The organism is Pseudomonas putida NBRC 14164 (assembly GCF_000412675.1).
Lineage (GTDB): Bacteria > Pseudomonadota > Gammaproteobacteria > Pseudomonadales > Pseudomonadaceae > Aquipseudomonas > Aquipseudomonas putida.
Genome location: NC_021505.1, coordinates 4,258,316 through 4,282,699 on the forward strand (window position 1 = coordinate 4,258,316; position 24,384 = coordinate 4,282,699).

19 protein-coding genes are annotated in these 24,384 nt (G+C 63.3%); 9 read left to right on the plus strand and 10 right to left on the minus strand.

Annotated features, from left to right (window positions below; genetic code table 11):
- Positions 1-7 precede the first annotated feature (7 nt).
- From PP4_RS18855 to dacB, 3 genes are all read left to right on the plus strand, one after another.
- Complete coding sequence (locus tag PP4_RS18855; protein WP_016500778.1) at positions 8-3,640, plus strand: ATP-binding protein; 3,633 nt, start codon at positions 8-10, stop codon at positions 3,638-3,640.
- A 41-nt stretch (positions 3,641-3,681) separates the two neighbouring features.
- A complete protein-coding gene (locus PP4_RS18860) occupies positions 3,682-4,026 on the plus strand; it encodes a YggL 50S ribosome-binding family protein (protein ID WP_016500779.1) in 345 nt (114 codons plus the stop codon).
- A 186-nt stretch (positions 4,027-4,212) separates the two neighbouring features.
- Positions 4,213-5,670 (plus strand): D-alanyl-D-alanine carboxypeptidase/D-alanyl-D-alanine endopeptidase, encoded by a 1,458-nt coding sequence (gene dacB, locus PP4_RS18865; protein ID WP_016500780.1) that lies wholly within the window; start codon positions 4,213-4,215, stop codon positions 5,668-5,670.
- Positions 5,671-5,801: 131 nt separating this feature from the next.
- On the opposite strand, the gene PP4_RS18870 is transcribed toward dacB, so the two are convergent.
- Positions 5,802-8,192: a sensor domain-containing diguanylate cyclase gene (locus tag PP4_RS18870; RefSeq protein WP_016500781.1), complete on the minus strand. Its 2,391-nt coding sequence runs from the start codon at positions 8,190-8,192 to the stop codon at positions 5,802-5,804.
- Positions 8,193-8,286: 94 nt separating this feature from the next.
- Positions 8,287-10,479, minus strand: coding sequence for a bifunctional 23S rRNA (guanine(2069)-N(7))-methyltransferase RlmK/23S rRNA (guanine(2445)-N(2))-methyltransferase RlmL (gene rlmKL / locus PP4_RS18875; RefSeq protein WP_016500782.1), 2,193 nt, complete (start codon positions 10,477-10,479; stop codon positions 8,287-8,289).
- 561 nt (positions 10,480-11,040) lie between these two features.
- On the opposite strand from rlmKL, the gene rmf reads away from it, so the two are divergent.
- Complete coding sequence (gene rmf / locus PP4_RS28150; protein ID WP_003248687.1) at positions 11,041-11,256, plus strand: ribosome modulation factor; 216 nt, start codon at positions 11,041-11,043, stop codon at positions 11,254-11,256.
- 96 nt (positions 11,257-11,352) lie between these two features.
- Here the strand turns inward: rmf and PP4_RS18880 are convergent, their stop codons facing one another.
- Positions 11,353-12,378, minus strand: a complete 1,026-nt coding sequence (locus PP4_RS18880) for a quinone-dependent dihydroorotate dehydrogenase (protein ID WP_016500784.1) — start codon at positions 12,376-12,378, stop codon at positions 11,353-11,355.
- A 145-nt stretch (positions 12,379-12,523) separates the two neighbouring features.
- On the opposite strand from PP4_RS18880, the gene PP4_RS18885 reads away from it, so the two are divergent.
- The 5 genes from PP4_RS18885 to cobA all read left to right on the plus strand — a co-directional run bounded on the left by PP4_RS18885 (position 12,524) and on the right by cobA (position 18,181).
- Positions 12,524-13,738: a CmpA/NrtA family ABC transporter substrate-binding protein gene (locus PP4_RS18885; RefSeq protein WP_016500785.1), complete on the plus strand. Its 1,215-nt coding sequence runs from the start codon at positions 12,524-12,526 to the stop codon at positions 13,736-13,738.
- 10 nt (positions 13,739-13,748) lie between these two features.
- Complete coding sequence (locus PP4_RS18890) at positions 13,749-14,324, plus strand: ANTAR domain-containing response regulator (protein ID WP_016500786.1); 576 nt, start codon at positions 13,749-13,751, stop codon at positions 14,322-14,324.
- Positions 14,325-14,520: 196 nt separating this feature from the next.
- Positions 14,521-15,732 carry a nitrate/nitrite transporter gene (locus PP4_RS18895; protein ID WP_016500787.1) on the plus strand — a complete coding sequence of 404 codons (1,212 nt, stop codon included), beginning with the start codon at positions 14,521-14,523 and terminating at the stop codon, positions 15,730-15,732.
- 9 nt (positions 15,733-15,741) lie between these two features.
- Entirely contained in the window at positions 15,742-17,412 is a 1,671-nt protein-coding gene (locus tag PP4_RS18900) for a bifunctional protein-serine/threonine kinase/phosphatase (protein WP_016500788.1), read from the plus strand.
- Between the two features lie 28 nt (positions 17,413-17,440).
- A complete protein-coding gene (gene cobA / locus PP4_RS18905) occupies positions 17,441-18,181 on the plus strand; it encodes a uroporphyrinogen-III C-methyltransferase (RefSeq protein ID WP_016500789.1) in 741 nt (246 codons plus the stop codon).
- Between the two features lie 190 nt (positions 18,182-18,371).
- Here cobA and PP4_RS18910 read toward each other — a convergent pair whose 3' ends face one another.
- The 7 genes from PP4_RS18910 to PP4_RS18940 form a co-directional block, all read right to left on the minus strand.
- Positions 18,372-19,406 (minus strand): OmpA family protein, encoded by a 1,035-nt coding sequence (locus PP4_RS18910; protein WP_016500790.1) that lies wholly within the window; start codon positions 19,404-19,406, stop codon positions 18,372-18,374.
- Between the two features lie 111 nt (positions 19,407-19,517).
- Positions 19,518-20,084: an RNA polymerase sigma factor SigX gene (sigX, locus tag PP4_RS18915; RefSeq protein WP_016500791.1), complete on the minus strand. Its 567-nt coding sequence runs from the start codon at positions 20,082-20,084 to the stop codon at positions 19,518-19,520.
- 113 nt (positions 20,085-20,197) lie between these two features.
- Positions 20,198-21,022 (minus strand): mechanosensitive ion channel family protein, encoded by an 825-nt coding sequence (locus PP4_RS18920; protein WP_016500792.1) that lies wholly within the window; start codon positions 21,020-21,022, stop codon positions 20,198-20,200.
- Between the two features lie 2 nt (positions 21,023-21,024).
- Entirely contained in the window at positions 21,025-21,297 is a 273-nt protein-coding gene (locus PP4_RS18925) for a hypothetical protein (RefSeq protein WP_014591816.1), read from the minus strand.
- A gap of 87 nt (positions 21,298-21,384) precedes the next feature.
- The gene (locus tag PP4_RS18930; protein ID WP_016500793.1) at positions 21,385-22,380 is read right to left on the minus strand and encodes a zinc transporter ZntB; all 996 of its coding nucleotides are present in this window, start codon (positions 22,378-22,380) and stop codon (positions 21,385-21,387) included.
- Between the two features lie 27 nt (positions 22,381-22,407).
- Positions 22,408-22,899, minus strand: a complete 492-nt coding sequence (rraA, locus tag PP4_RS18935) for a ribonuclease E activity regulator RraA (protein ID WP_016500794.1) — start codon at positions 22,897-22,899, stop codon at positions 22,408-22,410.
- A gap of 407 nt (positions 22,900-23,306) precedes the next feature.
- Positions 23,307-24,335: an alpha/beta fold hydrolase gene (locus tag PP4_RS18940; RefSeq protein WP_041167817.1), complete on the minus strand. Its 1,029-nt coding sequence runs from the start codon at positions 24,333-24,335 to the stop codon at positions 23,307-23,309.
- Positions 24,336-24,384 lie beyond the last annotated feature (49 nt).

Sequence of the window (24,384 nt, forward strand, 5' to 3'; positions counted from 1 at the left end):
GGTGGTCATGCCGCACCCTATTGCTCGCCTGCTGCTCGCCCTGCTCCTGTTCAGCGGCGTAGCGCAGGCCACCTATCAAGGGGCCTCGTCCTATACGTTACTGGCTCGGTCATCGGCCAAGCCGACCCAACCCATGCTCACGGCCGAACAACGGCAATGGCTCGAAGGCCGTCAGGAACTGGTACTGGGCACGTCGGCGCCAGACTACCCGCCGTTCGACATCACCAGTGGCGGCCGCGACTACCAGGGCCTCACCGCCGAGTACGCGAGCCTGATCGGCACAGCCCTGCAGTTACCCATACGGGTGCTGCGCTTCCCCAGTCGGCAGGCGGCGGTGGAGGCGCTCAGGCATGGTGATATCGACCTGCTTGGCAGCGCCAATGGCTACGAAGCGGCCAGCGACGGCCTGGCGCTGTCGCAACCGTATGCCGTTGACCAGCCGGTGCTGGTAACACGCGAAGACGAAAGCCGGGCGCTCGACATGGACCTGGCCGGCCTGCGCCTGGGCATGCTTTACCATTACCTGCCCAAGCAGGAGGTACGCAGCACCTACCCCATGGCCGAGCTGCTGGCCTTTGGCTCCTCCAGCCAGGCCTTGAACGCCGTGGCGTTCGGGCAGGCCGACGTATACATCGGCGATACCATCTCCACCCACTATCTGCTTAACCGCGGCCACCTGCCGCGTCTGCGCATGGCCAATTTCGGCAAGCACGAGGCCATCGGCTTCGGCTTTGCCTTGCGCCAGCAGGACACGCTGCTGCTGGAGGTGGTGAACGCCACACTGGACAGCCAGCCCCCCGCCCTGCGCGCCAGCATCTTCAAGCGCTGGAGCGCCGGCAGCGACCTGCTGCTGACCGAGCGCAAGCTGCAACTGACCGACGCCGAGGAACAATGGCTGCAAGATCACCCGGTGATGCGCGTGACGATCGATGATACGGCTGCGCCGCTATCGTATTTCGATGGCTCGGGGCATTTTCGCGGCATCACCGCCGACCTGCTGGAGTTCATCAGCTTGCGCACCGGCTTGCGTTTTGAAGTGCAGCGTACCAGCGGCATCGCCGACATGATCGCCCGCCTCAAGGATGGCCGCGCTGATGTGATTGCCGCACTGGCCACCGGCGCGGTGACCGACGATGACCTGCAAGTCAGTCGGCCCTACCTGGAGAGCGCCTTCGTGCTGGTAGGCCGCAAGGACGATATGGCCCTGAACACCCTCGATCAGTTGCAGGGGCATCGCGTGGCCATTACCCGCTATAGCGCCATGAACGCGAAGCTCTCGCGGCACTATCCGGCAATCGGCTGGGTCGAGACCGAAAGCGGGTTCTATTCCATGGCATTGCTCAACAGCGGGGCGGTGGACGCAGTGATTACCACGTTGCTCGACGCAAACCATGCCTTGGCCAACAACCCTGGGCTGGTCATCCACACCACGGTAGGCAGCGAGCCCGCCAACTTCGCCATGGCCACCAGCACTCCGTCACAGGCGATGATGTCGATCCTCGACAAGGCGTTGCTGAGCATTTCGCCAGAAGAGCTGGGGGTAATCAACAACCGCTGGCGCGGCTTCGGCCAGCACGACGATGGTAACGGCAAAGGCTACAGCCAGCTTGCGCTGCAGGTGGTGCTGGGCATGGTCGCGCTGCTGTTGCTGGCCTTGCTCTGGAACGCCCGCCTGCGCCTGCAGATTCGCCAGCGCCAACGCGCCGAACGAGCACTGAACGACCAACTGGCGTTCATGCGCGCCCTGCTCAACGGTACCCCTCACCCCATGTACGTACGTGACCGCGAGGCCTGCCTGCAAAGCTGCAATTACAGCTATCTGGAAGCCGTGCAGGCCCGCTCCGATGAAGTCATCGGCAAACAGCTGGACGGCAGCCTCTTTGCCGACGAAGAGCAAACCCGGCAGATCCAGGCCGACTACCTGAAAGTCATGGCCGCAGGCTCGCCGTTGATCATGGACCGGCCACTGCGGATCAAGGGCCGCGAAATGACCATCTATCACTGGATACTGCCGTACCGCGACTCGCTGGGAGAGGTGCAGGGCATCATCGGCGGCTGGATCGACATCAGCGAGCGCCGCCAGTTGGTCATGGAACTGCGTCAGGCCAAGCAGCAGGCCGACGATGCCAACCGCGCCAAGAGCACCTTCCTGGCCACCATCAGCCATGAAATCCGCACCCCGATGAATGCCGTCATCGGCATGCTCGAACTGGCAGTCAAGCGCGCCGACCAGGGCCGGGTAGACCGCAGCGCACTGCAGCTGGCCCACCATTCAGCCAAGGACCTGCTGGGCCTGATCGGCGATATTCTGGACATCGCGCGCATCGAGTCTGGCCACTTGTCCCTGGCACCGGAGGTCGTCGACCTTGCAGCACTGGTCGAATCGGTAGGGCGTATTTTCGAGGGGCAGGCGCGCCAGAAAGGCCTTGCTCTGGAGGTAAGGATTGCACCCGCCGCACGCTGCCACGCACTGCTCGATCCCCTGCGTTTCAAACAGGTGTTGTCCAACCTGGTGAGCAATGCCATCAAGTTCACCGAGCATGGCCAGGTCCGTATCGGCGTCAGTCTGCAGGATGACGGCAACACCACGCCCGCAGTGCTGGAACTGGAAGTACGCGACAGTGGCATCGGCATCCACGCCGACGACCTGCAACGCCTGTTCAACCCATTCATCCAGGCCAACCCGCACAGCCAGGGCGCCCGTGCCGGTACCGGGCTAGGCCTGGCCATCTGCCGCAGCCTGTGCGAAATGATGGGCGGCAGCCTGACCATCAAGAGCCTGGAAGATGTTGGCACCCAGGTGCGCCTGAAGATGCCGCTGCAGCGGATTGACGCCGCCCCACCCCCAGCGCCGCTCCTCGAGCACCTCGATGTGCCTGACCCGCGGCTGAACGTACTGGTGATCGACGACCACCCGGCCAATCTGCAACTGATGGCGCAGCAGCTCGGCTACCTGGGCCTGCCGCACGCCAGCGCCCGAGATGGCCGCGAAGGCCTGGCGGCCTGGCGCGCAGGCGACTTCGATGTGCTGGTGCTCGACTGCAACATGCCGCACATGAACGGATACCAACTGGCGACCGCCGTCCGTGCCGAAGAACGCCATGGCAAGCGGCTGCGCTGCACCATTCTCGGCTATACCGCCAACGCGCAGCCAGAGGTGCGCCGCCGGTGCCTGAGCGCCGGTATGGACGACTGCCTGCTCAAGCCGATCAGCCTGGGCACCCTCAGCCAGCACCTGGCGGGCATTCGTCCACGCCGCCAGCAAAAGCCCCGGCGCAAGCTTTACCATCTGGACGGCCTGGCTGCAGTGGTCGGGCATGACCCCGCCGACCGCCAGCGCTTCCTGCTGGCCTTGCAGCAAAGCCTGCAGGCCGACCTGGCCAGCTTGATGGCGCTGCATCCGGAGCATGACAGCGACGCCATTGCCGAGCAGGCCCACAAGGTGCTGAGTGCGGCCCGCATGCTGGAAGCCCCCGACCTGATGCAGGCCTGCGAGGCGCTGGAGGCCCGCGGCCTGCCCACGCACCTGTTGCGCCTGCGGCGCCAGGCACTGGCGCGGCACATGTGCCGTGTAGAACGGGCTCTGGCCAAGGAACTGGCCACCGGCGCGTGCACTCAGGCAGGCAGCCAGACGTGTTAACTGGTAGACTGCGCGGCGTTATTACCTAAGAGGATTGTTTCATGGCCACAAACCGCTCCCGTCGTCTGCGCAAAAAGCTGTGTGTCGACGAGTTTCAGGAATTGGGCTTCGAGCTGAACCTGGAATTCAAGGAAGATCTGGATGACCAGGCAATCGATGCTTTCCTCGATGCGTTCCTGGAAGAAGCGATGGACGCCAACGGCCTGGACTATGTAGGCGGTGACGATTACGGCCTGGTGTGCTCGGTCAAACGCGGCTCGGCCAGCGAAGAACAGCGCGCTGCCGTTGAAACCTGGCTGAAGGGCCGTAGCGAACTGACCAAGATCGAAGTCAGCCCGCTGCTGGACGCCTGGTACCCGGAAAAGCCGATCAACAAGGCTGAGTGATACCTGCCTGGCTTGATCGCTGAAAAGGCTGCCCTTGCGGGTGGCCTTTTTTATTGGCGGTGCTTTTCCGTCGAACGTGGCGCATCGTCGCTACGCTTGGGGCATAATGCGTACTCTTTCGTCGTGGGGCCATCATCCCTTACAGCCCCAATGCCCTTTTCCCTCGCCGCAGGGTATTTATCCATTATGATCAAAACGCTTCGTCCCTTCATTCTTGCAAGCCTGCTGTTGCCACTCGCATTGCCCAGCCAGGCCGCCGCCGTCAATACCACCCTGCCCGCCAAAGTGCAGCAGGCGCTCAAGGCCAACAAGCTGCAGGACACAGCCCTGTCGCTGGTAATGCTGCCGCTGGACGGCCCCGGCACGCCGACCGTGTTCAATGCCGATGTTTCGGTAAACCCGGCCTCGACCATGAAACTGGTCACTACCTACGCTGCCCTCGAACTGCTTGGCCCCACCTTCCAGTGGAAAACCGAGTTCTATACCGATGGCACCCTGAGCAACGGCGTGCTCAATGGCAACCTGTACCTCAAAGGGGGCGGCGACCCGAAGCTGAACATGGAAAAGCTGTGGCTGCTGATGCGTGACCTGCGCGCCAATGGCGTGCGCACCATCACCGGTGATCTGGTGCTGGACCGCAGCCACTTCGTGCAACCCAACCTGCCGCAGTTCAATGATGACGGCGGCGATGAAAACAAGCCGTTCCTGGTCAAGCCCGATTCGCTGCTGGTCAACCTCAAGGCCCTGCGCTTCGTTGCCCGCAACGATGGGGGCAAAGTCACCGTCGCGGTCGAGCCACCGATTGCCAGCATCCGTATCGACAACCAGGTCAAGGCGGTGGCTTCGAAGCAGTGCACTGGCGATGTGCGCTACAACCCGGTACCCCAGGCCGATGGCATCAGCGTAACCGTCAGTGGCCAGCTGGGTGACGGCTGCAACTCGCAGACCTACCTGTCGCTGCTCGACCACGCAACCTACGCCGCCGGTGCCGTGCGCGCGATCTGGAACGAGCTGGGCGGCAGCATCCAGGGTGGCGACCGCATCGAGAACGTGCCCAAGAGTGCTCGCCTGCTGGCCCGCGCCTTCTCGCCAGACCTGGTGGAAGTGATCCGCGACATCAACAAATACAGTAACAACACCATGGCCCAGCAGCTGTTCCTGAGCCTTGGCGCGCAGTTCCGCACCGATGCCGATGGCGACGATGCCCGCGCCGCCCAGCGCGTAGTGCGCCAATGGCTGGCGAAAAAGGGCATTACCGCGCCGCACCTGGTGATGGAGAACGGCTCTGGCTTGTCGCGTGCCGAGCGGGTCAGCACCCGGGAAATGGCCCAGATGCTGCAGGCTGCCTGGAAGAGCCCCTACGCTGCCGAGTTCATGAGTTCGATGCCGCTGGTAGGCATGGACGGCACCATGCGCAAGCGCCTGAAGCGCACCGCCATGACCGGTGAGGGGCACATCAAGACCGGCACGCTGAACACCGTGCGGGCGATTGCCGGCTTCAGCCGCGACAGCAACGGCCATACCTGGGCGGTGGCAGCGATTCTCAACGACCCGAAACCGTGGGGTGCCTCGCAGGTGCTCGACCAGGTGCTGCTCGACCTGTATCGCCAGCCGAAGCTGGCAGGCAGCACCGCGGCCAACTGATTGGTCAGCCAGTACCGGCCCTTTCGCGGCAAAAGCCGCTCCCACAGGTACTGCACAGGCCTCAAGCGCTGTGAAGATCCTGTGGGAGCGGCTTTAGCCGCGAAAGGGCCAGTACTCACAACTGGCACCTATCAGGCGGATTCCCCTTCCACCCGGTCCCGCCCGGCCTGCTTGGCTGTATAGACACCCGCATCAGCCCGCAACAGCAAGGCATCGGCGCCCTCCCCCGGCCGCCAGCCCGCCACTCCAAAACTTGCGGTCACCTGGCCCACGCCGTCCACCGGCACCGTGCGCACCCCTTGCCACAACTCAAGCGCCAGCAGCCGCGCCTGCTCGGCATCGCTGCCCGGGCACAACACCATGAATTCTTCCCCACCCAGCCGGCAGAACACATCAGTACGCCGCAAGCGCTGGCCAATACGCTGGCACAAGCTGCGCAACACCCGGTCACCCATGGCATGGCCGAAGCGGTCGTTGATGCATTTGAAGTGATCGATGTCGAGCATGATCACGGCCAACGCCAGGCCGTCGCGCTGGGCGCGCTCCAGTTCGGCCTTGAGCCGGTCCTGGAAGTAGCGGCGGTTATGGATGCCAGTCAGCGAGTCGGTGACCGACAACGCACGCAATTCCTCCTCCACACCCTTGAGGTCGGAGATATCCGTCAGGTAGCCATGCCACAGGGTGCAGCCTTGCTCCCCCACCTCTGGCGTCGCTTCGCCACGGACCCAGCGCAGGCCGGCACGCGGCAGGCACACCCGGTATTCCTCGCGCCACGGCGCCAGGTGCTCGGCCGAGTAACGCACCGAGCGGCGCACGCGGTCCAGGTCATCGGGGTGGATGCGCTCGAACACCAGCGTGGCATCCTCGCGCAATTGCTGCAGGTCCACTTCGTAGATGTCGTACAGGCCTTGGCTGGCATAGGGAAAGCACGAATGGCCGTTGGCATCCAGGCGATACTGGTAAATGCCCCCCGGCACCTCGGCACTGAGCTTTTCCAGCAGCCGGTCGCGGGCCGCCAGCGCCTCGTGTACCCGACGCCGCTCGGTGACATCAATGCAGATGGCCAGGTAGCCAACCCACAAACCCTGTTCATCCAGCATGGCGGTAACCAGCATGTTGGCCACCAACTGGCTGCCATCGGCGCGCAACAAGGTCCATTCTCCGGGTTCAGCGCCATGCGCTTGCACCGTTTCGGCGAACATGGCCTGGCCACCGGCAATCGGGCGACCATAGCGCAGGCTCAGGGCATGGCCGCGCTGGCTCAGTTCCTCGGGCAGCACCAGGTTCTCAAGGCGCAACTGGCCGATCGCCTCGCTGGCCGGGTAGCCGAACATACGCTCTGCGCCGGCATTGAAGGTACCGACCACACCTTTGAGGTTGGTAGCGATGATTGCCACCTGGGTCGCCGCATCCAGCACGCTGCGCAGCTGGTTGTGAGTGCCGCGCAGCGACTGCTCGCTGACCCGCAGTTCGGCGGTGCGCTGCTCGACCAGGGCCAAGGCGCGTTGGCGCTGGCTGAACAGGCTGTAGAGCAAGGCACTGAGCAGCAGGCTCAACAACCCACCCAGCAGGACCACCGCCAGCACTGCCGACGAACGATTGGCCTGCACGAACGCCAGGCTCGGCAGGATGCTCAACTGGAAGTGGTGATCGGCCAGGTGCAACTGCTGATTGCTGGCCAGCGACAAGGGGGCGACCTGGTTCAGCGAATCGAACATCACTTCCGGCCCCTGCAACCCGGACGGATCAACGATGCGCACCACCAGGTTGTCATCCGCCGCCACTGGCCGCCCATCACTGACCAGCTCGCGCATGCTCAGCAAGGCCGTCACATAACCTACTGCTGCGCCATGCGGATTAGCGTCGGAAAACACCGGCGCCACCAGCAGCAAGCCACGCGCGTACGATGGGATCTCGTACATGGCCAGGGGTTCGGACACCGCCATGCTGCCAGGCCCGAGTGCCCGTGCCAGGGCAGCCTGGGATGCAGCCTGGCCGGCAAGGTCCAGCCCATAGGGCAACCCTGGCATTTCACCAGATTGGGTATACAGCACAGGGAAGTAATGGTCGCGCAGCGGCGCAGGGCGCCATTGGCCTTGCGCGTCCTGGTCACGGATCACATAGCCCGTGCCTGAATGCTCACTGGCATGGCGCTCGAACTCGGTGCGTTGCGCGGCTTCGATACGCGGCGCCCAAGCGTAGGCCAGGGTGCGCTGCAGCAATGGCCGGGCGTAACCGTCAAATTCGAGCGGGGTGACTTCGTTGGAAAAGCTGAAGAACCGCCGCAGGCCGTCCAGGCGCTGCTGCTGTTCATCAAAACGCTCGGCAATGCGGCTGAAGCGCTCGCTGGCCAGCAACTCGAAACGCTGGCGCAACTGCTGCTTGTAGAACGTCTGCGCGGCAAGCGCCAAGGCGGCCGTCAACAGGCCGCCCGCCACCAAAGCCACCAGCGCCACCGCCCAGGCGGACACCGCTTCTGTGCACAGGCCAAATAACCGCGCACGCACGCCACACTTTGACATACACCCATCTCGTCACGTCAGCGTCCTGCGGATTATCTCGCCCTCCTCACATTTATAGCTATTGGCCATTAGCCGCGCAATGTACCTCGTCGGCTCAACGCAATTGCAGGCGCCAGGCGCGGTGGATCCGGTTGTTTCGGGCAAAGTCCGGGTCCAGCGTCTGGGCAGTGATTTCTTCCACGGCATAGCGCGCCATCAGGTGTTCGTCGAGCTGGAACTTGCGGAAGTTGTTGGAGAAATACAACACGCCATCCGGGGCCAGGCGAGCCATGGCCAGGTCCAGCAGCTGTACGTGGTCACGCTGCACATCGAACACGCCTTCCATGCGCTTGGAGTTGGAGAAGGTTGGCGGGTCGATGAAGATCAGGTCGTAGCTGTCGCGGTTAGCTTCCAGCCATGCCATCACATCACCCTGCTCCAGGCGGTTGCGCTCGGAAAAGCCATTGAGCGCCAGGTTGCGCCGCGCCCAGTCGAGGTAGGTTTTCGACAAATCGACGCTGGTGGTGCTGCGTGCGCCGCCCTTGGCCGCATGCACGGAAGCCGTGGCGGTGTAGCAGAACAGGTTGAGGAAGCGCTTGCCGGCAGCCTCGCGCTGGATACGCATGCGCATCGGGCGGTGGTCAAGGAACAGCCCGGTGTCGAGGTAGTCGGTGAGGTTGACCAGCAGCTTGACGCCACCTTCGTTCACCTCCTGGAAGCGGCCCTCGGTGGCCTGGCGCTCGTACTGCCGGGTGCCGCTCTGCCGCTCGCGGCGCTTGAGCACTACACGCTGCGGCGAAATACCCAGTGCCTGGGGGATGGCTGCCAGGGCATCGAGCAGGCGCGATTGAGCCTTCTCCGGGTCGATCGAACGTGGCGCGGCGTACTCCTGCACATGCACCCAGTCGTGGTACAGGTCGACCGCCAGGGCGTACTCGGGCATGTCGGCATCGTACAGGCGGTAGCAGTCAACCTGCTCGCGGCGGGCCCACTTGCCCAGTTGCTTGAGGTTCTTCTGCAGGCGGTTGGCAAACATCTGCGCGCCTTCCGACAGGCGCGCCGGCTCACTGGCTACCGGCGCTTGCTCACGGATTTCGGCGTTGTCAGCCTGCGCTTCGCGGCGCTCACCGGTCACGAACTGGTCGGGCTGCACCTTGAACAGCAGCAGCTTGCACGGCAAGGCGCCGTTCCAGAACGCGTACTGCTTGTGGCTGCGAATACCCATGCGCTTGCCCAGCTGCGGCGCGCCGGTGAACACCGCCGCCTCCCAGCCCATGCAGGCCTGGCGCAGGCGCTCGCCCAGGTTCTGGTAGAGGTACAGCAGGCTGGCTTCGTCACCCAGGCGCTCGCCATAGGGCGGGTTGCTGATGACCAGGCCTTTCTGGTTCTGGTCCGGGCGTGGCTCGAAGGTACTGACCTCGCCCTGATAGATTTTCACCCAGTCGCCCAGACCGGCGCGCTCGACGTTGTTGCGGCCCGGCTGGATCAGCCGCGGGTCGGCTTCGTAACCGCGGATCCACAGCGGTGGCTTGGCCAGGCCGGCCTGCGCCCGGGCCTGCGCCTCATCGTGTACCTTGCGCCACAGCGCCGGCACGTGGCCGAGCCAGGCACTGAAACCCCAACGTTCACGCTTGAGGTTGGGCGCGATATCGGCAGCGATCATCGCCGCTTCGACCAGGAAGGTACCCACACCACACATCGGGTCGGCGAGTGCGCCACCTTCGGCGGCAATGCGCGGCCAGCCCGAGCGGATCAGCACTGCTGCCGCCAGGTTTTCCTTCAGCGGCGCAGCACCTTGCTGCAGGCGATAGCCGCGCTGGTGCAGGCTGTGGCCGGACAGGTCGAGGGAAAGAATGGCCTCGCCACGGTCCAGGCGCAGGTGCACACGCACGTCAGGGTCGATCTTTTCCACCGACGGGCGCAGGCCTTCGCGGTTGCGCAGCTTGTCGACGATCGCATCCTTGACCTTCAGCGCACCGAAGTGGGTGTTGTCGATGCCCGAGCCATGGCCGCTGAACTCCACCGCGAGGGTGCCGTCGGCTGCCAGGTGGTCGGCCCAGTCAACCGCGTTGACGCCGTCATACAGGTCGTCGGCGTTCTTCATGGAGAAGCGCTTGAGCACCAGCAGCACCCGGTTGGCCAGGCGCGACCATACGCACAGGCGGTAGGCGGTTTCCATGTCGGCGGCGCCGCGAATGGCCGAGGTGTGCTCACGCACCTCGTCAAGGCCAAGGCCCTTGGCCTCTTCGGCAAGCAGGCTTTCGAGGCCTTTGGGGCAGGTGAGGTAGAGTTCGAAACGGTCCGACATGAGTATTCCAGAGCCTTGGGCTATTTGACTGACGAGGCGACGCATCGCCACGCGATGTTTGCCCGCATGCCTTTCCAGCAGGCGTGCGGGTGGCCGTTTCTGGCACATAAGCGTGCCGCGAAGGGCCGGGCCGCCTGACCGATCTGCGCTCGGCCAAGTGGCAAAGACAGCTTAGATCATCAGGCAGTACAAAAAATTCTGGCGATGGAGGGGCCTGTGTGACCCTTCGTCGCATTTCAAATTATTTCTGTCACCCGCGAGCAACGCTGGCGAAATGACGTCAATGATCAGCAAACCCTGATCATAGCGGGCTAAACCTCAAATAAGGTTAAGTCGCATTTATTTACTTATCCCCTGACCCTATGAAAGGTTACGTGCTTATGACAAATCGATCATTCACACCGTGACTCGCATTCGTTAGAACTGGTCTCAGGCCGCTTCGCAACGAGGCGGCACTTTCAGCTCGCCACGCCGGCAGCGAGCGCAAACCGGCAGAAAGACTCTGCCCGGCCTCAGAGAGGCCGACGGGACATTACAGTCAACAAGTGAGGGCAACACCCTATGAGAAGACTTAAGCGTGATCCGTTGGAAAGAGCATATTCACGTGGCTACCAATACGGGGTCACCGGCAAATCCCGCGAACTTTGCCCCTTCAATCTTCCTTCTGTTCGCCAAGCCTGGATCAACGGCTGGCGCGAAGGTCGCGGTGATAACTGGGACGGAATGACTGGCACCGCTGGCATCCATAGACTCAACGAAAATCACGCCGTTGGCTGATCGAGGACACTGAATTCGATTTACCATGCACGCCCCATCCGGGCGGCGGGCGAAGGCCCAGGGGCCCCTTGAAGGGGCCCTTTTTTTGCCTGTCGATCAAACCCGTGGCATTGCCGCGATAGCGTCCACCGCCTCGCGGATCAGTGCCGGGCCTTTATAAATGAAGCCCGAGTAGATCTGCACCAGGCTCGCCCCGGCGGCGATTTTCTCGGCAGCGTGGCGGCCTTCGGTAATGCCACCGGCAGCAATGATCGGCAGCTTGCCGCCCAGCTCGCCTGCCAGCACCTTGACGATGTGGGTGCTCTTTTCCAGCACCGGCGCGCCCGACAGGCCGCCCGCCTCGCCACCGTACGGCAGCCCCTCGACACCTTCACGACCCAGCGTGGTGTTGGTGGCAATTACCGCATCCATACCCGATTCCATCAGCGCGGCTGCGACCAGTGCGGTTTCTTCGTCGCTCATGTCCGGGGCAATCTTGATGGCCAGCGGCACGCGCTTGCCATGGGTAGCGGCCAGTTGCTCACGGCGCACGGCCAGGGCATCGAGCAGCTGCTTCAGCGAATCACCAAACTGCAGGCTGCGCAGGCCCGGGGTGTTCGGCGAACTGACGTTGACGGTGATGTAGCTGGCGGCGGTGTACACCTTGTCCAGGCAGATCAGGTAGTCATCGACGGCACGCTCGACCGGGGTGTCGAAGTTCTTGCCGATGTTGATGCCCAGCACACCGCTGTAGCGCGAGGCTCGTACCCGGTCGAGCAGGTTATCGACACCCAGGTTGTTGAAGCCCATGCGGTTGATGATGGCCGTGGCCTCCGGCAGGCGGAACAGCCGTGGCTTGGGGTTGCCCGGCTGCGGGCGCGGGGTGACGGTGCCAATCTCGACAAAGCCGAAGCCCAGCTGGGCAAAACCGTCGATGGCCGCGCCGTTCTTGTCCAGGCCGGCAGCCAGGCCCACCGGGTTGGCGAAGTTCAAGCCCATGACCGAAACCGGCAAGGCCGCAGGCTGCTTGCACAGCATGCCGTTGAGGCCAAGGCGGCCACCGGCACCGATCAGGTCCAGGGACAGGTCGTGGGAAGTTTCCGGAGAAAGCTTGAACAGCAGCTGGCGGGCCAGGGTATACATGGGCGGGCAAGACTCGGGGTGAGTGAGGGGGCGATTATAGCCACCGTGGCGCTGACAGGACAGTAAATCATGGGGCCACTGCAGGCCTGGCACATCGGTTGCACCGGTTTGGCCCACAGCCTAACCAGTACAGGCGAGGAACCTTGTGAACACTGCACCCCGAGCAACGCCCCTGGCCTGGGTCAACGGCAGCGATGCGCCCGAGAAGCCTAGCCTGAACATCGGCTACATGGCCCTGACCGACTGCGCCTCGGTGGTGGTCGCGGCCACCCAGGGCTTCGCCCAGCAACACGGCCTTACCCTCAACCTCAAGCGCCAGGGCTCTTGGGCGGGGCTGCGCGACAAGCTGGTCAGCGGCGAACTGGACGCCGCGCACTGCCTGTATGGCCTGGTCTACGCCGTGCATCTTGGTATTGGCGGCGTACCGGCCAGTGACATGGCGGTGCTCATGGGGCTGAACCAGAACGCCCAGGCCATCAACCTGTCCCCGGCCCTGCAGCGCAAAGGCGTGACCAACCCTGAAGCACTGGCGCGATTGGTGCACCAGCATGGCGCGCGCCTTACCTTCGCCCAGACATTCCCCACCGGCACCCACGCTATGTGGCTGTATTACTGGCTGGCCAGCCAGGGCATCCACCCACTGCGCGACGTCGACAGCGTGGTGGTGCCGCCGGCACAAATGGCCGCACATATCCAGGCCGGGCGCATCGACGGCTTTTGCGTGGGCGAGCCCTGGGCCGCCGATGCGGTTGCCAAGGGCCAAGGCTTCACCCTCGCCACCAGCCAGTCGATCTGGCCGGACCACCCGGAAAAAGTCCTGGCCTGTGCCCGCGCCTTTTCCGAGCAGTACCCCAACAGCGCCCGCGCCTTGATCAAGGCAATCCTCGCCGCCAGCCGGTTCATCGAGCAAAGCCCGGAAAACCGCCGCAGCACCGCGCAACTGCTCAGCGGCAGCGCCTACCTGGACACGCCGCTGGAGAGTATCGAGCCACGCCTGCTCGGCCACTACCAGGATGGCCTGGGCAACCACTGGCAAGACCGGCATGCCCTGCGCCTGTTCGACCATGGCCGGGCCAACCTGCCGTATCTGTCTGACGGCATGTGGTTCATGACCCAGTTCCGCCGCTGGGGCCTGCTGCGCGAAGACCCCGAATACCTCGGCGTGGCCCGCCAGGTACAACAACTGGCACTGTATAGCGAGGCGGCGCAAAGCCTTGGCGTAGCGTGCCCTTCGCTGCCGATGCGCAGCAGCCTGCTGATTGACGGCAGCTGCTGGGACGGCAGCGACCCCTACGGATACGCCCGCAGTTTCAGCCTGCATGCACTGGGCGAATTGCCCGGTGCCCGTGTCGGCGCGTGAGGGGACCAACATGTTGCGCATCCTGCTGATTGACGACACCCAGCACAAACTCGGCCGCCTCAAGGCGGCGTTGATAGAGGCGGGCTTCGAGGTCACCGAAGCCCCGGGCTTGACCATCGACCTGCCCGCCTGCGTCGAAACGGTGCGCCCGGATGTAGTGCTGATCGACACCGACTCACCTGACCGTGATGTGATGGAACAGGTGGTGTTGGTCAGCCGTGACCAGCCGCGCCCCATCGTGCTGTTCACTGACGAGCATGACCCTGGGGTGATGCGCCAGGCGATCCAGGCGGGGGTCAGTGCCTACATTGTCGAAGGCATCCATGCTGCCCGGCTGCAGCCGATTCTGGATGTGGCCATGGCCCGTTTCGAAAGCGACCAGGCACTGAAGGCGCAGTTGGTGGCACGCGACCAGCAACTGGCCGAACGCAAACGCATCGAGCAGGCCAAAGGTTTACTGATGAAAATGAAAGACTGCAACGAAGAACAGGCCTACACCCTGATGCGCCGCCAGGCCATGAGCCGACAGCAGAAGCTGATCCAGGTGGCAGAGCAGATCATTGCCATGCACGAGATGCTCGGCTAGCAGCGCAGGCCGCTCCCACAAAGTCCGCTCTGCTCGATATTCCGAATTGGCCCGGCTCTTGCTGATGTATTTACACCGGTAGCCAACGGCGGTTGCCCCACTTAAATCCCGACAAAGACGTCGCTCTCCCCTCCACCTTCCTGGAGTGGGTAGCGGCGTCTTTTTCGTTCCGTTGCATTGCCGAGTGAGGTGTTCGATGAGTACCAGCTTCTGGAAATCCGGGCATGTGCCCACGTTGTTCGCTGCGTTCCTGTACTTCGACCTGAGCTTCATGGTCTGGTACCTGCTGGGCCCGATGGCGGTGCAGATTGCCGGTGACTTGCAACTCAGTGCACAACAACGGGGCCTGATGGTAGCCATGCCGATCCTCTCCGGGGCGATCCTGCGCTTTGCCATGGGCGTGCTGGTCGACCGCCTGTCACCCAAGACCGCAGGGCTGATCGGCCAGGTGGTGGTCATCGTCGCGCTGGCGGCGGCCTGGCACTTCGGCGTACACAGCTATGAACAGGTGCTGCTGCTGGGCTTGTTCCTCGGCTTTGCCGGCGCTTCGTTCGCCGTGTCGCTGCCGCTGGCATCGCAGTGGTACCCGCCACAACACCAGGGCAAGGCCATGGGCATTGCTGGCGCCGGCAATTCCGGCACGGTGTTCGCCGCCCTGCTGGCCCCGGCGCTGGCCGCCGGCTTTGGCTGGAACAATGTGTTCGGCTTTGCACTGATTCCGTTGACGCTGGCGCTGGTGGTGTTCGCCCTGCTGGCACGCAACGCCCCAGAGCGCCCCAAGCCCAAAGCAATGGCGGACTACCTCAAGGCCCTCGGCGACCGTGACAGCTGGTGGTTCATGTTCTTCTACAGTGTCACCTTCGGCGGCTTCATTGGCCTGGCCAGCGCCCTGCCCGGCTACTTCAGCGACCAGTACGGGCTGAACCCGGTCACTGCCGGCTACTACACCGCTGCCTGCGTGTTCGCCGGCAGCCTGATGCGCCCACTCGGCGGCGCCCTGGCCGACCGCTTCGGCGGCATCCGCACCCTGCTGGGCATGTACAGCGTGGCCGCCATCTGCATTGCCGCAGTCGGTTTCAACCTGCCGTCTGCCGCCGCCGCACTGGCACTGTTCATCAGCGCCATGCTGGGCTTGGGCGCTGGTAATGGCGCGGTATTCCAACTGGTGCCACAACGCTTCCGCCAGGAAATCGGCGTAATGACCGGGCTGATCGGCATGGCCGGCGGTATTGGGGGCTTCCTGCTGGCGGCAGGGCTCGGCACCATCAAGCAGCACACCGGCGATTACCAGCTGGGGCTGTGGCTGTTCGCCAGCCTGGGCCTGCTGGCGTGGTTCGGCCTGCATGGCGTGAAACAGCGCTGGCGCACCACCTGGGGCTCGGCTGCAATCACTGCAGCGCGGGTCTGAGGCACGCCGATGAGCCTGCAACTGAGCTTTGCCCAGGCCAGCGCCACCGGGCCGCGCGCGGAAAACCAGGACGCCCTGCGCCTGGTGACCCCAGCGCCAGAGCTGGCCGCCAGCAAGGGCTACCTGTTCGCGCTTGCCGACGGCGTCAGCCAATGCGCCGATGGTGGCCTGGCAGCACGCGCCAGTTTGCAGGCGCTGGCCCTGGACTACTACGCCACCCCCGCCACCTGGAGCGTGGCCCAGGCACTCGACCGCCTGCTGCTGGCACAGAACCGCTGGCTGCGCGCTCAAGGCAGCGGCCAGCCATTGTTGACCACCCTCAGCGCACTGGTACTGCGGGGCCGACGATTCACCCTGGCCCATGTCGGCGACTGTCGTGTTTACCGCTGGCACGCCGGGCACCTGCAGTGCCTGAGCGAAGACCATGTGTGGGACCAGCCGGGCATGCAGCATGTGCTGAAACGCGCGCTGGGCCTGGACCAACATCTGCTGGTGGATTACCTGGAGGGCGAGCTGCAGCCGGGTGAGTGCTTCTTGCTACTCAGCGACGGAGTCTGGGCCAGCCTGGGCGACCAGCACATCCAGGCGGTGCTGCGTGAACAGCCCGACCTGCAACTGGCCGTCGACACGCTGGTTGCCAGCGCGCACCTCAATGGCAGCCAGGACAACGCCAGCGCCTTGCTGGTGAAGGTCGAGCAACTGGGCACGGCCAACCTCGGTGACACCCTGGCACAGCTGCAGCAATGGCCGTTACCCGGCCCCCTGCGCGAAGGCCAGGTGATCGATGGCTGGCTTACCGAACAGCTGCTGTCGCACAGCCGCCAGTCGCTGCTGTACCGGGTGCGCGACGGCCAAGGTCAAACCTGGCTGCTCAAGACCCTGCCTGGCGCACGCGAGCAGGAGCCGAAGGCGGCGCAAGGGCTGTTGCTGGAAGAATGGTTCCTGCGCCGGGTCGCTGGCCGACATTTCCCCGAGCTGCATGCAGCCAGCCAGCGGCAACACCTGTACTACGTGATGCGCGAATACCCCGGCCAGACCCTTGCAACGCTGCTGGCCGAACACGGCCCGCTGCCCTTGCCACAGTGGCTGGAAATGGCCCGGCAACTGCTGCAGGCGGTCGGCGTGCTGCACCGGCGCAACCTGCTGCACCGCGATATCAAGCCAGACAACCTGCACCTGGGCAGCGATGGCCAGCTACGCCTGCTGGACTTCGGCCTGGCCTACTGCCCAGGCCTGTCCGAAGACCCGCTGCACGACGTGCCCGGCACACCCTCGTACCTCGCCCCGGAAGCGTTGGACGGCCAACCGCCCAGCCCACGCCAAGACCTGTATGCCGTGGGCGTGACGCTGTACCACCTGCTGACCGGGCACTACCCGTATGGCGAGGTTGAAGCCTTCCAGCGCCCGCGTTTCGGCCAGCCAGTCAACGCCGCTCGCTATCGCCCCGACCTACCGGAATGGCTGCAGCACAACCTGCAACAGGCGGTAGCCACCGACCCGGCGCAACGCTTCGAAACGGCCGAACACTGGCTGCTGCTGCTTGAACGCGGCGACCGCCAGGAGCTGCCCAACCGGCCAAGGCCATTGCTGGAGCGCGAGCCGCTGAAGGTGTGGCGCACGCTGGCGCTGCTGTCCCTGCTGTTCAACCTGATTTTGCTGCTCAGCCTGCTAAAAGGCTGAGCGCACCCTGCCGATGAGGAGTACCCCGATGAATGCAAAAGTCTGGCTGGTGGGTGCCGGCCCTGGCGACCCTGAACTGCTCACCCTCAAGGCGGTACGTGCCCTGCAGCAAGCCGCCGTGGTGATGATCGACGACCTGGTCAACCCGGCAGTACTGGAACATTGCCCCCAGGCCCGGGTGATCGCAGTGGGCAAGCGCGGCGGCTGCCGCTCCACACCACAGGCGTTCATCCAGCGCCTGATGTTGCGCCATGCTCGACAAGGGCGTTGCGTGGTACGGCTCAAGGGTGGCGACCCGTGTATTTTTGGTCGCGGAGGTGAGGAGGCGCTATGGCTGCAGGGACATGGCATCGAGGTGGAGCTGGTCAACGGCATCACGGCGGGCCTGGCAGGCGCCACGCAATGCGGCATTTCGCTGACTTCACGCGGCGTCAGCCGCGGGGTGACGCTGGTGACGGCGCACACCCAGGACGACAGCGAGCTGAACTGGACCGCTCTGGCACAGGGCGGGACGACGCTGGTGGTTTACATGGGGGTGGCGCGGCTGGAGCAGGTACGCCAGGGCTTGCTGGCGGGGGGCATGGCACCGGGCTTGCCGGTGGCGATGATCGAAAATGCCTCGATGCCGCAGCAGCGTGAGTGCAGGAGCGATGTGCTGGGCATGGTTGAAGATGCGCGAATGTTTGGCTTGCGTAGCCCGGCGATTCTGGTGATTGGGGAAGTGGTTGGGGAACAGCAGGCTCTGGAGCTTGTTTCAATCGCGGGCTGAATACCCGTCACTGCAGGAGCAGCTTCGTCCTGCAAAGAGGCCATTACAGCGACAGGATACCTTTGCCCTTACCGGCCTCTTCGCAGCACAAGGCTGCTCCTACAAGCGCTGTGCAGGCTGTGAGGCCGGTTAAAACCCAGGCAAAGAAAAACCCGGCCGAGGCCGGGTTTTTCATGAAGCATCAGGCCAATTACTTGGACTGAGCTTCTACCTGAGCTTCAACGCGACGGTTGACAGCACGGCCTTCTTCGGTGGCGTTGTCAGCAACCGGACGGGTTTCGCCGTAGCCTACCGAGTCAACACGGGTAGATTCTACGCCGTACTGCTGGGTCAGGACTTGCTTGACAGCGTTGGCACGACGCTCGGACAGCTTCTGGTTGTAAGCGTCTGGACCCACGGAGTCAGTGTGACCTTCAACCACGGTGGTGGTTTGTGGGTACTGCTTCATGAAGTCAGCCAGGTTCTTGATGTCGCCGTAGCTGTTAGGCTTGACGACCGACTTGTCGAAGTCGAACTTGACGTCCAGCTCAACACGAACGACTTCGGCAACAGCCGGGCAGCCGTCGGCGTCAACGGTAACGTTGGCCGGGGTGTCTGGGCACTTGTCGACGTTGTCGCAAACGCCGTCGTTGTCGGAGTCGGAGCAAACTTCAGCAACTGGAGCTGGAGCGGCTTCGGCTTGCTTCGGGCTACCGCCGAAGTTCAGACCAACACCAACGCTTGGGGCCCACTCGGTGTCGCCCTGGTCGATGTTGTACTGAGCTTCTACGCCGGCACGGGCGTAGAACATGTCGGTGATGTACCACTTGGCGCCAGCGCCAACGTTGGCGAAGGTGGAGTGGTCACGACCGCCACGGCCGGTCTGGCCCAGCGACTGGTGCGAGAAACCAGCGGAAACGTACGGACGGATGGCGTCATACGGGTTGTTGAAGTGGTAAACGGCGTCCAGGGCGGTGTTCGAGCCCTTGATGTTCTTGCCGTCTTCGCCACGAGCGTTGTGAACTTCGTCGTAACCCAGGCGCAGTTCAACGTCGTCGGTCAGGAAGTAACCGATCGAGCCGCCGAACAGATTGCCGTCGTTCTTGAAGTCACGCTGGCTGTCGAAGAATTCTTTCTTGTAGAAGCCTTCGACTTCCACAGCGCCTGTGCCTTGTGCCATAGCGCCAATCGAGGTGGCGGCTACGAGCGAACCAATGGCCAAGCCCAAGGTGTTTTTCAATTTCATCCGTTAAATCCCCATCTGGTGATAGTTAAGCAGTCCCACCACAAACAAGGGGGACAACTCGACGGCAAGTCTAGCAGAACTCGCCGATTCGTTAGAGATATTTGCACGCCACTAAGTTTCATCAAGGCCGGCAAATTTCTCACGAAGCTTGTCTAGCGCACGCTTGTAGCGCATTTTCGTTGCGCTCAGGCCCATGTGCATGATGTCTGCAATTTCCTGAAATTCAAGCTCTGCGACAAAACGCAGCACCAGAATTTCCCGGTCAATCGGGTTCACATGCACCAGCCACTTGTCCAGCCCGCCTTTTTCTTCCGGCTTCGGGGCCTTGTCTTCGGACGCCTCTTCGATAGGGTCCAGACTCAAGGCATCCATCAGCCGGCGTTTACGGCGCTCCTTGCGGTACTGGGTGATGCACTCGTTGTAGGTGATGCTGTACAGCCAGGTCTTGAACTTGGATTTACCCTCGAAGTTCTTCAGCCCGTACAGCACCTTGAGCATCACTTCCTGACAGACATCGTCCGCGTCACGGTCGTTCCCCAGATAACGCGCACAGACGTTGAACAGGGTCCGCTGGTAGCGCCGCATGAGCTCCTCATAGGCGCGGGTAACGTGGTACAGCTCCTCATGCGAACGCGCCACCAACTCTTCATCGGTGAGCTCGCGGGGGTCATAACGCATGGGCGGCGAATGAACTTTATTCAAAACGGATCTGGCCGACAGTCAGGTCAATGTCGCCGCGCGACCCCATGGGTCGAATTTCGCGGCGGCATACATTAACAGCTTTTGTGCGGTTAGCGGCTATTGACGCGCTGCTCAAGCAGCTCGCGATTGGCCAGCGACACCAGTTCGCCATCATCGGTCAGCAGCGTTGTCTTGACCGTGCCGATTTCCTCGATATGCCCTTCGACCTCTCCAATTCGCACCTGCTGGCCGACCTGGTAGAGTTCACGCACGTAAATGCCGGCCAGAATCTGCCCGGCAATTTCGCGGCTGCCAAGGCCCATTGCCAGGGCTACCGCCAGACCAACGGTAATCAGCCCGATGACGATCACGTGGTTCAGCAGGTCGGTTTTCACCTCCAGCTGGCTGATGGCAACCGAGATGCTGATGATGATCACCAGGCCCTGGGTAATACGCCCAAGGCCTGCCGAATATTCCAGGCCGATGCCTTCGGCGGCGCCGCGCACCAGCCCGTTGGCCACCTGCGCCAGCAGCACGCCGGCCAGCAACACCAAGGCGGCGCCGAACACTTTTGGCAGGTACAGGGCGAGCATGTCGAGGGTCGCGGAAACCCGCTCCAGGCCTAGCGACTCAGCGGCCGAGACGAGGAAGATGAGCAGCACGAACCAGTAGACAATCTTGCCGATCAAGGTCGAGATCGGCACCTGGATGCCAACCCGGCCGAGCATCTTGGTGAGGCCGGTGCCGGCCATCAGGCGGTCAAGGCCAAGCTTGGCCAGCAGTTTGGACAATAGCGTGTCGAGCAGCTTGGCCACCACGAAACCGAGCAGCACCACGACCAGCGCGCCGAACAGGTTGGGGATGAAGTTCGCTACCTTGGTCCAAAGTGCAGTCATCGCGGCGACCAGGCTCTGGGTCCAGAGATCGAGTTCCATATTCAATCGGCCTTATCTGCTTTGCTGCCGGTGGCAGCGTTGCGGGAAGAGTGTCGACGCACCGGCGCGACATGCGCCGAGCCATTATTGACGGCAATCAGCAGCGCCTGGCTCCAGCGGCCAAGCAGGCTGAACAGATCGCCCGCGCCAACCTGGCGGTTGGCGGTTTTCAGCACGCGACCCAGGCAGGCAGCGTCATCCCGGTCATCGCGGTCATTGCCGGAGGGTGACGCCTTGAGCAGGTCACGCAGGGATTCTTCAAACGGATCGTGCATGGGCACCTCGCGCAGTGTCAGCAAGAGACGAGATGGCCGGGCAATGGGTCACACATCCGATTGGGACGAATGTTTCAAAATGAACACCTAGACCCATCGCAACCGCCGGAACATCCACCACTGCCCCACCGCCAGCCCAAGCACGACGATGCAGGCGAACAGGAAGCCATAGGGGTTTTCTGCCCCCGGGATACCGCCGACATTGATGCCCAGCAACCCGGTAACGAAACTCATGGGCAAGAAGATGCAGGTGATGATGCCAAAGCGGTACATGGTGCGGTTCATCCGCTCGCTTCGCCGGCGGTCTTCGCTTTCCAGCACCAGTGCGGCACGCTCGCGGGTCAGTTCCAGCTCTTCGAGGTAGCGGATCAGGCTGTTGTTCAGCTCGTTCCAGTAATCGGCATCGGCATCGGCAAACCAGCTCCATTTGCTGCGTGACAGCTGGGCGTAGATCTCCCGCTGCGGGGCCAGGAAACGCCTCAGGCCCGCTGCACGCCGGCGGATCTGCTGCAGGCTGCCGTTCTCCGGAGTGTACCGTTCGTCGGATTCGACCTTTTCTTCTTCCAGGTCGACCAGTTCGGACAGGTCGCTGACCAGGCCCTGGACCTTTTCAGTCAGCAGTTCGCCCATCAGCAGCAACAGCTCGGACGCCGACTTCGGCCCCCTGCCCTGCTCCAGCAACTGAAGCATCTCGTCACTGGCGCGCAATGGCCGCAAGCGCAGCGAGATGACCCGCTGCGCCTGTGCGAAGATGCGCACCGAGACCATGTCTTCGGGCTCTGCGCCCGGGTTGAGGTTGACCCCACGCAAAAACAGCAACAGCTGTTCGTCAGCCATGGGCAGCAGGCGCGGCCGGGTGTTTTCTTCCAGCAGCAGCTCGCAGGCGAACTCGCTCAGGCCGCTGTCATGCAGCAGCCAGGTGCGGGTTTGTGGATGGCTGCGGTCCCAGTGCAGCCACAGGCTCTGCTCCGGTTGCAGCTGCAGGTCGTCCAGTTCAGTACGGGCAATCGAGCGCGCGCCGCCTTTACCATCGAGCACCAGGGCATGCACCAGCCCCCACTGCGCGTTGTCTTCCTCGAACATCAAAGCTCCATCAGCGCGTGCGGCGCATCACTCCGGCATTTTCAGCGGGCTTGGCGAGACCAGCACGCCATTGTTGTCGGCATATACGTACTCGCCCGGGCGGAAGGTCACACCGGCGAATGTCACCGCCACGTTGAGGTCGCCGATGCCGCGCTTGTCGGTTTTCATCGGGTGGCTGGCCAGGGCCTGTACGCCGACGTCGGTCTGGATCAATACGTCTACATCACGCACGCAGCCGTAGATCACCAGGCCTTCCCAACCATTTCTGGCGGCCTTTTCAGCGAGCATGTCGCCCAGCAGCGCGCGGCGCAGCGAGCCACCGCCGTCCACTACCAGCACCTTGCCCTTGCCGTCGAGTTCGACCTGCTCCTTGACCAGCGAGTTGTCTTCGAAGCACTTGATGGTGACGATCTGGCCACCGAACGAGTCGCGGCCGCCGAAATTGCTGAACATCGGTTCCAGCACTTGTACCAGGTCCGGGTAGGCGTCACACAGGTCGGGCGTTACGTAATGCTGCATGGGAGGCTCCTGTCAGTCACAACGAAAGCGGGTATCGGCCAAGGCTACACCTTGGAGGCTGTCGCAGTCATCCGGGACCGGGCAGTCATTTGTATTCATCCTGTACCGGCCCTTTCGCGGGCACGCCCGCTCCCACAGAGATATCGCAAGGCTTGAGTGCTTCGAGATCCCTGTGGGAGTCATTTGTATTCATCCTGTACCGGCCCTTTCGCGGGCACGCCCGCTCCCACAGGGATATCGCAAGGCTTGAGTGCTTCGAGATCCCTGTGGGAGTCATTTGTATTCATCCTGTACCGGCCCCTTCTCGGGCACGCCCGCTCCCACAGGGATATCGCAAGGCTTGAGTGCTTCGAGATCCCTGTGGGAGCGGGCGTGCCCGCGAAGAGGCCGGCACAGCTAATGCAGGATCAGCTGGCTGGCAAAGGCTCTACCGCCACAGCGGACGCATGCACCGGCAACAGCGGGTTGCGCAACCAGCGCTCCACCAGCGGCCACACCTGCACCTGCGCGGCCTTGCTCACCAGCATGTCGACGTGCCCGAAGGCGTCGAAGCCTTCTTCACGCCCCAGCCGCAGGAACTGCTTGCGCTCCCCCCCCAACTGCTCGAACAGCTTTCGGCAGGCCCACACCGGGTCCTGGAAGTCCCCCGCGCCGGCCACCGCCAGCAGCGGCACATCCACCTCTGCCAGCCCCGCCCACCAGTCGCTCTGCTTGTCGCCAAAGCGCCCGAACAGGCCGTGCCAGCGCATGCTCTCCAGCGCCAGGCCGATGGGCTCGTCCTCTGGTCCACGCTTGAAACGTGGCCCGGAAATCTGCCCCCAGCGCTTGAGCACCAGCTTCGCGCCCCAGGCCAGCGGTGGCACTTTCAGCGGCCAGTAGACGCGGCTGATCTGGGTACCGAACAGCGCAACGCTGGCCACCTCCCCGGCAGCAAGAAAGCCACCACCCAAGGCTGCCGCCAGAGTAGTGCCGCCCAGGGAATGGCCAATCCAGTGTGGCGCCTGGCCCGACTGCTCGCGCACGAACGCGGCAATCAGCGGCAGGTCATCACGGGCATAGGCGGCTACGTTGTTGTGCTGCCAGGCGTGGTTACGTGGCGACAGGCCGTGGCCGCGCATTTCCGGGATCCACACATCGAAACCGGCACGGGCGAGATACGCACCCAGGCCAACTCCTTTGGGCGAGTACCAGAAACGCCGATTGGAAAAACTGCCGTGCAGAAGAATGACCGGCACACCCAGAGGCTGGCCCTGATCGGCCAGCCCCAGACGGGTAAGGGCAAGCTCGACGCTAGGGTCAGGGCCATTGCCGGCCTTGATCCGGTACACGTCTTCGCTGAGGTCGCCGCGCCGCTCGGCACTGAGCAGGGCCACGGGAAATAGAGTGCTGCTGCTTTGCATAAGGTTGCTTGGTGCACAAAAAAGGGCGGGAACCATTACTGGAACACGCCCTGGAAAAAACCAGGCGGGGGTACGCCAGACGTCC